Here is a 12,733-nt window from a genome sequence, read left to right on the forward strand (position 1 = left end):
TCAGGGTTCATTACTTCTTAGCACGCTCTTCCAGCATCACAACCGCTGGCAGTGCTTTCCCTTCAACGAATTCCAGGAATGCGCCACCGCCAGTGGAGATATAGGAAATTTTGTCAGCGATACCGAACAGGTCGATAGCTGCCAGAGTGTCGCCGCCGCCTGCGATAGAGAAGCCTTCGCTATCAGCAATGGCCTGCGCCACAATTTCGGTTCCTCTGCGGAAGTTAGGGAACTCGAACACGCCTACCGGGCCATTCCACAGAATGGTTTTAGCGTTTTTAATGATCTCAGCCAGGCGGTAAGCAGACTCATCGCCCATGTCGAGAATTTGTTCGTCATCTTTGATGTCTTTAACAGACTTCACGGTAGCAACCGCAGTTTCAGAGAACTCGGTCGCAACGCGAACGTCAGTTGGGACAGGAATATCGCAGGTTTCCAGCAGTTTGCTTGCGGTACCGACCAGGTCTGCTTCGTACAAAGATTTACCGACGTTGTTGCCTTGAGCCGCAACGAAGGTGTTCGCGATACCACCGCCAACAATCAGCTGGTCAGCGATTTTGGACAGGGAATCCAGAACGGTCAGTTTGGTAGAAACTTTAGAGCCGCCGACGATGGCAACCATCGGACGCGCCGGGTTACCCAGTGCTTTACCCAGTGCTTCCAGTTCTGCAGACAGCAGCGGACCGGCACACGCGATAGGGGCAAATTTGCCTACGCCGTGGGTAGAAGCTTGCGCGCGGTGCGCGGTACCGAATGCGTCCATCACGTAGATGTCACACAGGGCAGCATACTTTTTGGACAGGGCTTCGTCGTCTTTCTTTTCGCCTTTGTTAAAGCGAACGTTTTCCAGAACAACCAGCTCACCTTCGGCAACTTCAACGCCATCCAGATAATCTTTAGCCAGACGCACTGGAGATTTCAGATGTTCTTTCAGATAATTAACAACCGGCAGCAGAGAAAACTCTTCGTTATATTCGCCTTCAGTCGGACGACCCAGATGCGAGGTAACCATCACGCGTGCGCCTTGTTTCAGGGCAATTTCGATGGTTGGCAAAGAAGCGCGGATACGTGCATCTGAGGTTACTTTGCCATCTTTAACTGGCACATTCAGATCGGCACGGATCAGTACGCGTTTACCCGCTAAATCCAGATCGCTCATCTTAATAACAGACATGGTGAATCCTCTCGTTGATTCTCTTTAAAGTTGCTTGAAGGCCGTTTCGTGCAGAAAGCCGGAACAGCCGTACTAGAAACCGCTCGCGGACATTGCCAATGTTGTATCCAACATTCGGTTGGCAAAACCCCACTCGTTATCGCACCAGACCAGTGTTTTTATCAGGTGCTTTCCGCTGACCCTCGTCTGCGTTCCATCTACGATTGCGCTGTGAGGATCATGGTTAAAATCTGTCGAGACTAATGGTAGTTCGGTATAGTCAACAATACCACGAAAAGCGCCCATTGCGGCCTTTTGCAGCAGCTGGTTCACCTCGTCTACCGTCACAGAACCCTCGACAAACACGCTCAGATCAATGGCGGTGACATTGATGGTTGGCACCCGTACGGAGATCGCTTCGAAGCGATCGCAGAACTTCGGCATTATGCGCGTGATCCCTGCGGCGAGCTTGGTATCGACCGGAATAATGGACTGGCTGGCGGCGCGCGTGCGGCGTAAATCCGCATGGTAGGCGTCGATGACCGGCTGGTCATTCATTGAAGAATGGATGGTCGTTACCGTGCCGGACTCAATGCCAAAGGCATCGTCGAGCAGCTTAATCACAGGGATAATACAGTTGGTGGTGCAGGACGCATTGGACACAATGCGGTGCTGGCGTTCGAGCAGCTCGTGGTTAACACCGTAAACCACTGTGGCATCTAAATCATGCCCACCGGGATGCGCGAACAGAATTTTTTTGGCGCCCGCCGCAAGCTGCGTTTCACCGTCTGCACGGCTGCCGTAAACGCCGGTGCAATCGAGCACCACGTCAATGCTCAGTTCGCCCCAGGGCAACTGGCTGGCATCAGGCTGATGGAGTAAACGGATGGAGTCATCGCCGACGTAAAGGTTTTCACCTTCCTGGCGGACATCCCAGGCAAAGCGCCCGTGGCTGGAGTCGTATTTGAGCAGATGGGCCATGCCTTCAGGGCTGGCGATTTCATTGATGGCAATGACGGAGATTTCCGCCCGACGCCCGGATTCGTATAACGCGCGCAATACGCTACGGCCAATGCGACCAAAGCCATTAATTGCAATACGTATTGGCATACATCTCCCTGTTACACGGTTGTTACTCAATATCAGTAACACCTATAGTAATGCAGCGTGCGTTTACGGTGAATCACCATCGTCATCTGCCCGCACGTTCAGTGCAGTAGAAAAATTTCAGTTTGCGGCACGTTAACAACCTGGTGACGATGTTAAGCTCAAATAGCCCGACTGAAACGGTTCAGCTGAGAATAAACCAAACGATCAACAAAAGGAATAATTCCCGGAATTTCGACGCGTTAATCTCGCCGATCGCTGCAAAAAACACCAGCAAATTCCGTGTGTTCACAGTGATTTTACTTTTTCATCACCTTTTCGACAGTCAATTTTCTCAAAAACTGACGAAATGAAACAGTTTCGGAATGCAGGAGTGTAGCCGAGAGCGCTGCAAAAGGGTTTGACCTGCGTCATTTCACGCGAAAATCATAACAGAGCCCGAATGCAGGACGAAAAAAAAGCACCCGAAGGTGCTTTATGATGACGTCAGAGTCAGATTACTTCAGTAAAGCCTGTGCCTGAGCCACAACGTTATCAACCGTGAAGCCAAACTCTTTGAACAGCAGGTCTGCCGGAGCAGATTCGCCGAAGCTGTGCATGCCCACGATCGCGCCATTCAGGCCAACGTATTTGAACCAGTAGTCAGCGATACCCGCTTCAACCGCCACGCGTGCAGAAACGGCTTTCGGCAAGACAGATTCACGGTAAGCCGCGTCCTGTTTGTCGAAGGCGTCAGTAGACGGCATGGAAACCACGCGCACTTTGGTGCCCGCTGCGGCCAGTTTGTCTGCAGCTTCTACGGTGATGCCCACTTCAGAACCGGTCGCAATCAGAATGACTTCTGGCGTGCCGTCGCAATCTTTCAGGACATAACCACCACGTGCCACGTTCGCCAGTTGCTCAGCAGTACGCGGTTGTTGGGTCAGGTTCTGACGGGAGAAGATCAGGGTAACAGGACCGTCGTTACGTTCGATGGCGTATTTCCATGCCACCGCAGATTCAACCTGGTCAGCCGGACGCCATGTGCTCATGTTTGGCGTCACGCGCAGGCTGGCGATTTGCTCAACCGGCTGGTGTGTCGGGCCGTCTTCGCCCAGACCGATGGAGTCATGGGTGTAAACGAACACGTTACGGATCTTCATCAGTGCGGCCATACGCACGGCGTTACGTGCATATTCAACGAACATCAGGAAGGTTGCAGAGTACGGCAGGAAACCACCGTGCAGCGCGATACCGTTGGTGATCGCGGTCATACCGAATTCGCGCACACCGTAATGGATGTAGTTACCTGCCTGATCGTCGCCGATAGACTTAGAACCGGACCACATGGTCAGGTTGCTTGGCGCCAGGTCAGCGGAGCCGCCCAGGAATTCTGGCAACACTTTACCGAAAGCTTCCAGCGCGTTCTGAGACGCTTTACGGCTGGCGATGTTGGCAGGTTTTGCCTGCAACTCTTCGATAAATTTCTGCGCGTCGGTTTCCCAGTTAGCAGGCAGTTCACCGTTGATACGACGTTTGAACTCTTTTGCCAGTTCAGGGTGCGCTTTAGCGTAAGCGGCGAATTTCTCATCCCATGCGGATTCTTTCGCTTTGCCGGCTTCTTTCGCATCCCACTGCGCGTAGATATCCTGCGGGATTTCAAACGCAGCATATTTCCAGCCCAGTGCTTCGCGGGTGGCGGCAACTTCGGCTGCGCCCAGCGCTGCGCCGTGCACATCGTGAGTACCGGCTTTGTTCGGAGAACCGAAACCGATCACGGTTTTGCACATCAGCAGGGAAGGTTTGTCGGTGACTTTATGCGCTTCTTCGATAGCCGCTTTGATGGAGTCAGGGTTATGACCGTCAACGTGACGCACAACGTGCCAGCCGTAAGCTTCGAAACGGGCAGCCGTATCGTCAGTGAACCAGCCTTCTACGTGGCCGTCGATGGAGATACCGTTGTCATCATAAAACGCGGTCAGTTTGCCGAGTTTCATGGTACCGGCCAGAGAACACACTTCGTGAGAAATGCCTTCCATCATGCAGCCGTCGCCCAGGAACGTATAAGTCTGGTGATCGACGATGTCATGACCGGGTTTGTTGAACTGCGCACCCAGTGTGCGTTCAGCAATCGCCATACCCACCGCGTTCGCGATGCCCTGACCCAGCGGGCCCGTGGTGGTTTCTACGCCAGGCGTATAACCGTATTCCGGGTGACCCGGCGTTTTGGAATGCAACTGACGGAAGTTCGCCAGTTCGCTGATCGGCAGGTCATAACCTGTGAGGTGCAGCAGGCTGTAAATCAGCATGGAACCATGACCATTGGACAGCACGAAGCGGTCACGGTCAGCCCAGTTCGGGTTCGTCGGGTTGTGGTTCAGATAATCGCGCCACAAGACTTCGGCAATGTCTGCCATGCCCATAGGGGCGCCAGGGTGGCCGGAATTCGCTTTCTGCACGGCGTCCATACTAAGTGCGCGGATAGCGTTCGCAAGCTCTTTACGAGAGGACATGTTCTACTCCAGGTCGGATTAAAAAAGCAGTCAAGAAAGTCATTTTCTCAGACTCGGCATTAAAACGGCAATCCTTAATCACTCTCGTGATTAAGTTCACAGAATTCGCTTTTAAATCAGTGCGTTTTTTCAGACTTACACTATAGATCGGACAATCCTAAAAACCTATCTTAACGCTATTCTTACAATCAGAGCCTTTTTCAGGCAATTCTGACTATATTGCTAACGTTCTCCGGGAGCCCAAACTGATGAAATTCCACCCCGTTTTGCTGAGTTTTTGCGCGGCCGCGCTGGTCAGCGGTTGTTCAACCCTGAATACCGATACCCTGATGCAGTCCGGCGCGCAGGCTTATCAGGCTTATACACTGAGCGACGCCGATGTAAAAACCCTGAGTGTTCAGTCCTGCGAAGAAATGGATAAAAAAGCGCAAATAGCACCAGAAAGCAGCGAATATGCGCAACGTCTGAAAAAAATCTCGGCCGCGCTGGGGGACAACATCAACGGCACGCCAGCCAACTACAAGGTGTACCTGACCAAAGACGTCAACGCCTGGGCGATGGCGAACGGCTGTATCCGCGTGTACAGCGGCCTGATGGATATGATGAACGACAACGAAGTGGAAGGCGTACTCGGCCACGAAATGGGCCACGTCGCGCTGGGACATACCCGCAAAGCGATGCAGGTTGCCTACAGCGCCACAGCGGCGCGGACGGCGGTGGCGTCACTGGGTGGCGTCAGCGCGACGCTTTCGCAATCGCAGCTGGCCGATCTGGGCGAGAAATACGTCAACGCGCAGTTCTCGCAGAAACAGGAATCCGAAGCCGACGATTACTCTTTTGACCTGCTGAAGAAACGCGGGATTGATCCTACCGGTCTGGCCACTAGTTTTGAGAAGCTGGCGAAACTGGATAAAGGAAGCAGCATTGGCTGGTTTGACGATCACCCGTCATCCGAAGCGCGTGCGAAACACATCCGCGATCGCATTGCTGCCGGGAATTAATTTCTCTACACAGATGCGCCAGCTAAACGGCGCATCTGTTTATTAACCGGAAAAACTCCCCTTTCTCAGTTTTATTAAAAATCCATTTTTCGGAAATAAATATCTCACAAAATCTGAAAATAACCTTCCGCGAAGACTTTTTCTCGCTAACTCAATACGTTTCGTTATTCTTCCTGCGTTTTTATTTAATTTCACTATCAAAGGAAGATGGATTATGAATTTTCGCATAACTGCAATTGCGTTAGGGATCACCGTATTATTAAGCGGTTGTCAGAGCGGCGCACTCAATACCGATGCCTTAATGAAATCGGGCTCAGATGCTTACAAAGCGGCCACGCTGACCGACCAGGATGTCATCAATATGACGGAAGGGTCCTGTAAAGCCCTGGATGCTGAATCTAAAATTGCCTCATCAAAAAGCAAATACTCTAAACGTCTGAGTAAAATTGCCAAAAACCTCGGCAATGATATCAACGGCCGACCAGCTAACTATAAAGTCTATCTCACCAGCGACGTCAACGCCTGGGCGATGGCAAACGGCTGTATCCGCGTCTACAGCGGCCTGATGGACATGATGACCGACGATGAAGTCGAAGGCGTACTGGGCCACGAAATGGGTCACGTCGCACTCGGCCACACCAAAAAAGCCATGCAGGTGGCGTACAGCACTTCCGCCGCACACAGTGCCGCTGGCGCGGCAGGCGGCATTGCCGGACAACTTTCCAGCACACAGCTGGCTGATTTGGGTGAAGAGCTGGTTAACGCACAATTTTCGCAGAAACAGGAATCCGACGCTGACGATTATTCCTACGACCTGCTGAAAAAACGCGGCCTGCCGACCAAAGGCCTGGTGACTGCTTTTGAGAAACTGGCAAAAATGAGCGGTGGCAGTGAGAAAAGTTTATTCAGCTCACACCCGCCTTCTCAGGAACGCGCAGATAATATTAAAAAACGTATCGCCGAAGATAAATAATCACGAAAATAAATTCGTTATTTATATTTTAAAAAATAGAATATTCATAACCTAAATAATAAAGGCACCCGAAGGTGCCTTTATTTTATCTGTCATTCAGGGCAACAAAAACGGCACCCTTATTCGTCTTCTTCCAGATACGTATAACCGTATAAACCGGATTCAAACTCTTCCACAAACTGCGCCTGCAGTTCCGCATCCAGATCGGTTTCTTTGACCTGATCGCGGAAACGGGTAAGCAACACATTCGGGTCAAGCTGCACGTATTCGAGCATATCGGCTACGGTATCGCCTTCGTCAGACTGCTGCACTTCAATGCTGCCGTCAGGGAACACAAACACGTCTACTGCGGCGGTATCACCGAACAGGTTGTGCATGTTGCCGAGAATTTCCTGATACGCGCCGACCATGAAGAAACCCAGTACTGGCGGGTTTTCAGGGTCATACGGAGGCATTGGCATGGTGGTCGCCACGCCGTCACCGTCGATGTAGTGATCGATAGTCCCGTCAGAATCACAGGTAATATCCAGGAGCACCGCACGGCCAACCGGCGGTTTGTCCAGCCCTTCCAGCGGCAGAACCGGGAACAGCTGATCGATACCCCACGCATCCGGCATTGACTGGAACAGCGAGAAGTTCACGTACAGCTTATCGGCCATACGTTCCTGCAGTTCGTCGATGATCGGACGGTGCGCGCGGTTGCTTGGATCCAGCTGATCCTGAATTTTATTACAGATATTCAGGTAGATATCTTCCGCCCAGGCGCGCTGAGTCAGATCCAGAATGCCGTGCGCATATTGCGAATGGACGTCGTGCAGATCCATCTGACTGTCGTGCAGCCATTCGCGCAGTGAGCGACGGTTTTCCGGATCGTGCATTTCATTCCAGGTGTCCCACATGCTGCCGAGGGCGCGCGGTGCATCTTCTTCAGGTGCAACGGGGGGTTTGAACTCGTTGCGCTCAACACCGATCACGTTAGACACCAGTACGGTGTGGTGAGCGGTGACGGCGCGACCCGATTCGGTGATGACCGTCGGGTGCGGAAGACCGTGTTCATTACAGGCATCGCCAATGCCCCAGATCACGTTGTTAGCGTATTCGTTCAGGCCGTAGTTCACGGAGCAATCGGACTGAGATCGCGTCCCTTCGTAATCTACGCCCAGACCGCCGCCCACGTCGAAGCACTGAATATTGACGCCCAGTTTGTGCAGCTCAACATAAAAGCGCGCAGATTCACGGACGCCGGTTGAGATATCACGAATATTTGACAGCTGCGAGCCGAGGTGGAAATGCAGAAGTTGCAGGCTGTCCAGACGCCCTGCTTCACGCAGCATTTCGACCAGTTGCAGAACCTGAGAAGCCGCCAGACCAAATTTGGACTTTTCGCCACCGCTGGACTGCCATTTGCCCGACCCCTGCGAAGACAGACGCGCACGCACGCCCAGACGCGGGACGACGTTCAGACGTTCGGCTTCTTCCAGCACCAGCTTAATCTCGGTCATTTTCTCAATAACCAGATAAACCTTGTGACCGAGTTTCTCACCGATCAGCGCCAGACGAATGTATTCACGGTCTTTATAACCGTTACAGACGATCACTGAACGGGTCATTCCGGCGTGAGCCAGAACCGCCATCAGTTCGGCTTTTGAACCGGCTTCCAGGCCCAGCGGTTCGCCGGACTCGACCAGAGATTCAATCACGCGGCGATGCTGGTTAACCTTGATCGGATACACCAGGAAATAATCACCCTCATAACCGAACGATTCACGCGCACGTTTGAACGCAGCGTTAATCGAACGCAGACGGTGTTGCAAAATTTGTGGGAAACAGAACAAGGCTGGCAAACGCTGACCGTCCTGCTCACGCATATCTTTTACCAGTTGCGCCAAATCGACACGGGCAGAAGGCTCGTCTGGATCCGGGCAAACACTGATGTGGCCCAGTTCATTGACGTCAAAATAGTTGTTACCCCAATAGGCAACGTTGTAAGTGCGCAGCATTTTGCTGGCATCACGATCGTTCACGGCAACCTCCTGCATGGAGCGCAAAGAAACAGTATCGCCCGGTTGTGACGGACGATGGGACTGAATGTCATCAGACATAGGTAAATCCTCTTTCTATACTGACAACATGGCCAGCCACTATCGCAGTAACAACAGGTGAGAACAACCCGCAAGGCTGGCTTTCAGACAGGATAAAACCCTGCGAGCCACAGCCATGGGACTGTTTTCCACTCATATCATTGTAAAACACGTTTTTAGACTCCGTGTAACGAGTCGGAAGAAATCAGGGAGAAATGTCCCGAGGTTGCAGGCTACTTCAGTTATATGTCGGAAATGCGATCCCGGTTTTACTGAGTAGCGTACAGATGTCGGCGACTGACCTGTCTGTACTCAGGCTGTCTGTAACATCGCAAAGAGGGCAGACGTTTCTCTGAAAGAAAATCCGCTGAAAGAAGTGCTGCAAAGCGCATTGAAGGCTGCAGGGGATGCTGTTGAAATGTTACAACCGGTAAAAAGTGGGTCATTAACCTAACCACCTCCACACGTGCCACGCATCACCCGCGGGCATTCGAGCTGAGAAAACAGTAATCACTGGAATACGCTGGATTCTACGGTCTCTAGAAATGTGTACAGCGCGCGCCGTTTATACCGGCAACCTGCTGAAATTGCAAAATGAAAATGACGTCCGGATTGTTTCTATGCGTGAATATCACTGCAAACCCGCACAATAACGCCATGTTCGTCACAAAAATGACTGGCTTTCAGCACAGATGCTATCCTAAAATAGCCGTCCAGATGTTAATCCGTCCGTAGCAATTTTAGGGATTAATGCGCAAACTGCTTTAAGGCTTTGCCTAATGGGGACATGCAGGACGCATTGTGACAATGACGAGCAATGCTCATCATCTGCCCGTCTCCCCGGTGCTATGCAGTGATATCTCACCCGTCGTATGTAAGGTAAAGAACATAATGGCTAAACACCTCTTCACGTCCGAATCTGTTTCAGAAGGACATCCTGATAAAATTGCCGACCAGATTTCTGACGCAGTGCTGGACGCAATTTTAGAGCAAGACCCGAAAGCACGTGTCGCATGTGAAACTTATGTCAAAACCGGCATGGTCCTGGTTGGCGGTGAAATTACCACCAGCGCATGGGTCGACGTTGAAGAAATCACGCGTCAGACCGTTCGCGAAATTGGCTATATCCATTCTGACATGGGTTTCGATGCCAACTCTTGTGCCGTTCTGAGCGCTATTGGTAAGCAATCTCCGGACATCAATCAGGGCGTTGACCGTACTGACCCGCTGGAACAAGGCGCGGGCGACCAGGGCCTGATGTTTGGTTATGCCACCAACGAAACCAGCGTTCTGATGCCAGCGCCGATCACTTACGCACACCGTCTGGTGCAGCGTCAGGCTGAAGTGCGCAAATCAGGCACCCTGCCGTGGTTGCGCCCTGATGCAAAAAGCCAGGTCACTTTCCAGTATGACGAAGGCAAAATCGTCGGCATCGATGCGGTGGTGCTGTCCACTCAGCACTCAGAAGACATTGCGCTGAAAGATCTGCAGGAAGCGGTGATGGAAGAAATCATCAAACCTGTACTGCCAGCAGAATGGCTGAACGCCGGCACCAAATACCACATCAACCCGACAGGCCGTTTCGTTATCGGCGGCCCTATGGGCGACTGCGGTCTGACCGGACGTAAAATCATCGTTGATACCTACGGCGGCATGGCCCGTCACGGCGGCGGTGCGTTCTCCGGTAAAGATCCGTCTAAAGTTGACCGTTCTGCAGCTTACGCTGCACGTTATGTTGCGAAAAACATTGTGGCTGCCGGTCTGGCTGATCGTTGTGAAATTCAGGTGTCTTACGCGATCGGCGTGGCTGAACCGACTTCCATCATGGTGGAAACCTTCGGTACCGGTAAAGTTTCTAACGAACAACTGACCCTGCTGGTTCGCGAGTTCTTCGACCTGCGTCCATACGGTCTGATTCAGATGATGGATCTGCTGCACCCGATCTACAAAGAAACTGCGGCATACGGTCACTTTGGTCGTGAACATTTCCCTTGGGAAAAAACCGACAAAGCGGCTCAGCTGCGCGAGGCAGCGGGTCTGAAATAAGTTTTTCAGACTATTCTGCACCCCAACCCTGCCCTTGCGGCGGGGTTTTTTATTGCCTGTTTCCAGAGGACCAGCAGGGAATGGATAGGGATGGAGTCTGATTTTAGATTTTCAATGAAAGCGGTTACAGATAATAACTTGTTATAAATTAATAGATTATTTTAATGATTAAAAATGTGTCACACAATTTTGATTGATATAAATCAATTTATGGGCTATTACTCTGCATAAAAGTCCCTTCCCTGCTGCCTATCTCTTTGAAACCCTTACCGAACAACATTCCCGAAAACACCTATTAGTGTAAACGATTACAACACTGTGACCGGGCTCACGTTAAGCGGTGCGCAGGGTAAATAACATAACAGCCTAAGCATTATTACAAACTCAAAACGATTGCATTATTTTGGAGACCGGATGAACAACTCAACTTCAACCAAAGGAAAACGCTCGAACAAAAGCGTGACTTTCTTTGTGTGTTTTCTCGCTGCACTGGCCGGACTGTTGTTCGGTTTAGATATCGGCGTCATCGCTGGTGCCCTTCCGTTTATCAGCCATGATTTTCAAATTAGCAGCCACCAGCAGGAATGGGTGGTCAGTTCCATGATGTTTGGTGCCGCCGTCGGTGCTCTCGGCAGTGGCTGGATGAACTTCCGCATTGGCCGTAAATACAGCCTGATGATTGGCGCGGTCCTTTTCGTTGCCGGTTCACTGTGCTCGGCTTTCGCGCCCAACACAGAAATTCTGATTCTTGCCCGCGTCCTGCTGGGCCTGGCGGTCGGCGTGGCGTCTTACACTGCGCCAATCTACCTGTCAGAAATTGCACCGGAAAAAATTCGCGGCAGCATGATTTCCATGTACCAACTGATGATCACCATCGGTATTCTGGCGGCGTATCTGTCTGATACCGCGTTCAGCTACACGGGCGCATGGCGCTGGATGCTGGGTGTTATCACCATCCCAGCTCTGTTGCTGCTGATTGGCGTGTTCTTCCTGCCGGACAGCCCGCGCTGGCTGGCCGCACGCGGTGACGATGGCAAAGCCCGTCGTGTTCTGGAGAAATTGCGTGATTCCAGCGAACAGGCGAAACGTGAGCTGGATGAAATTCGTGAAAGCCTGAAAGTAAAACAAAGCGGCTGGGGTCTGTTCACCAATAACAAAAACTTCCGTCGTGCGGTTTACCTCGGCATCCTGTTGCAGGTCATGCAACAGTTCACCGGTATGAACGTCATCATGTATTACGCACCGAAAATTTTCGGAATCGCCGGTTTCGCCAGCACCTCTCAGCAGATGTGGGGCACGGTGATTGTCGGTCTGGTGAACGTTCTGGCGACCTTCATCGCCATCGGTCTGGTTGACCGCTGGGGCCGTAAACCTACGCTGAAACTGGGCTTCCTGGTCATGGCCGTCGGTATGGGCGTGCTGGGTACGATGCTGCACATTGGTGTGGAATCAGACGCCGCGAAATACTTCTCTATCGCGATGCTGCTGATGTTCATCGTAGGGTTTGCGATGAGTGCCGGTCCGCTGATTTGGGTTCTGTGTTCTGAAATCCAGCCGCTGAAAGGCCGCGATTTCGGTATCACCGTGTCCACCACGACCAACTGGATTGCCAACATGATCGTGGGCGCCACCTTCCTGACCATGCTCGACAGCCTCGGCAACGCCAACACCTTCCTGGTGTACGCCGCGCTGAACGTCGTGTTCATCTTCATCACCATTGCGCTGATCCCTGAGACCAAAAACGTCTCTCTGGAACACATCGAACGCAACCTGATGAAAGGTGAAGCACTGCGCGACATCGGTAAGTAAGCCCGCCATTCCTCCCCTGCAAAGGGGAGGAATTCAATATTGCATCTCGCTTCCCGCAGATTTATCCTTCG

At 52.0% G+C, this 12,733-nt stretch carries 8 protein-coding genes; 4 read left to right on the forward strand and 4 right to left on the reverse strand.

Annotated features, from left to right (window positions below):
• Window positions 1–10: 10 nt before the first annotated feature.
• The 3 genes from pgk to tkt all read right to left on the reverse strand — a co-directional run bounded on the left by pgk (window position 11) and on the right by tkt (window position 4,752).
• The gene (gene pgk, locus BV494_RS12695; RefSeq protein WP_104923198.1) at window positions 11–1,174 is read right to left on the reverse strand and encodes a phosphoglycerate kinase; all 1,164 of its coding nucleotides are present in this window, start codon (window positions 1,172–1,174) and stop codon (window positions 11–13) included.
• A 72-nt stretch (window positions 1,175–1,246) separates the two neighbouring features.
• Complete coding sequence (epd, locus tag BV494_RS12700; RefSeq protein ID WP_104923199.1) at window positions 1,247–2,263, reverse strand: erythrose-4-phosphate dehydrogenase; 1,017 nt, start codon at window positions 2,261–2,263, stop codon at window positions 1,247–1,249.
• Between the two features lie 494 nt (window positions 2,264–2,757).
• Complete coding sequence (tkt, locus tag BV494_RS12710) at window positions 2,758–4,752, reverse strand: transketolase (protein WP_104923201.1); 1,995 nt, start codon at window positions 4,750–4,752, stop codon at window positions 2,758–2,760.
• Window positions 4,753–5,000: 248 nt separating this feature from the next.
• Between tkt and loiP (BV494_RS12715) the strand changes: the two genes are divergently transcribed.
• Both loiP (BV494_RS12715) and loiP (BV494_RS12720) read left to right on the forward strand, forming a co-directional pair.
• Window positions 5,001–5,753 carry a metalloprotease LoiP gene (gene loiP / locus BV494_RS12715; protein ID WP_104923202.1) on the forward strand — a complete coding sequence of 251 codons (753 nt, stop codon included), beginning with the start codon at window positions 5,001–5,003 and terminating at the stop codon, window positions 5,751–5,753.
• A 214-nt stretch (window positions 5,754–5,967) separates the two neighbouring features.
• A complete protein-coding gene (gene loiP / locus BV494_RS12720; RefSeq protein WP_104923203.1) occupies window positions 5,968–6,726 on the forward strand; it encodes a metalloprotease LoiP in 759 nt (252 codons plus the stop codon).
• Between the two features lie 119 nt (window positions 6,727–6,845).
• Here loiP (BV494_RS12720) and speA read toward each other — a convergent pair whose 3' ends face one another.
• On the reverse strand, window positions 6,846–8,828 hold the full coding sequence (gene speA, locus BV494_RS12725) for a biosynthetic arginine decarboxylase (RefSeq protein ID WP_104923204.1): 1,983 nt from the start codon (window positions 8,826–8,828) through the stop codon (window positions 6,846–6,848).
• An 870-nt stretch (window positions 8,829–9,698) separates the two neighbouring features.
• On the opposite strand from speA, the gene metK reads away from it, so the two are divergent.
• Window positions 9,699–10,853 (forward strand): methionine adenosyltransferase, encoded by a 1,155-nt coding sequence (metK, locus tag BV494_RS12730; protein ID WP_104923205.1) that lies wholly within the window; start codon window positions 9,699–9,701, stop codon window positions 10,851–10,853.
• 414 nt (window positions 10,854–11,267) lie between these two features.
• Window positions 11,268–12,662 (forward strand): sugar porter family MFS transporter, encoded by a 1,395-nt coding sequence (locus BV494_RS12735; RefSeq protein WP_104923206.1) that lies wholly within the window; start codon window positions 11,268–11,270, stop codon window positions 12,660–12,662.
• The last annotated feature ends 71 nt before the right edge of the window (window positions 12,663–12,733 follow it).

The organism is Rahnella sikkimica, from assembly GCF_002951615.1.
In the GTDB taxonomy this organism is placed as follows: domain Bacteria; phylum Pseudomonadota; class Gammaproteobacteria; order Enterobacterales; family Enterobacteriaceae; genus Rahnella; species Rahnella sikkimica.

Bases quoted from the DNA above. Each gene is read 5' to 3' on its own strand.
- tkt (WP_104923201.1), bottom strand. From the start codon at position 4,752: ATGTCCTCTCGTAAAGAGCTTGCGAACGCTATCCGCGCACTTAGTATG.
- metK (WP_104923205.1), top strand. From the start codon at position 9,699: ATGGCTAAACACCTCTTCACGTCCGAATCTGTTTCAGAAGGACATCCT.
- loiP (WP_104923203.1), top strand. From the start codon at position 5,968: ATGAATTTTCGCATAACTGCAATTGCGTTAGGGATCACCGTATTATTA.
- loiP (WP_104923202.1), top strand. From the start codon at position 5,001: ATGAAATTCCACCCCGTTTTGCTGAGTTTTTGCGCGGCCGCGCTGGTC.
- epd (WP_104923199.1), bottom strand. From the start codon at position 2,263: ATGCCAATACGTATTGCAATTAATGGCTTTGGTCGCATTGGCCGTAGC.
- speA (WP_104923204.1), bottom strand. From the start codon at position 8,828: ATGTCTGATGACATTCAGTCCCATCGTCCGTCACAACCGGGCGATACT.
- BV494_RS12735 (WP_104923206.1), top strand. From the start codon at position 11,268: ATGAACAACTCAACTTCAACCAAAGGAAAACGCTCGAACAAAAGCGTG.
- pgk (WP_104923198.1), bottom strand. From the start codon at position 1,174: ATGTCTGTTATTAAGATGAGCGATCTGGATTTAGCGGGTAAACGCGTA.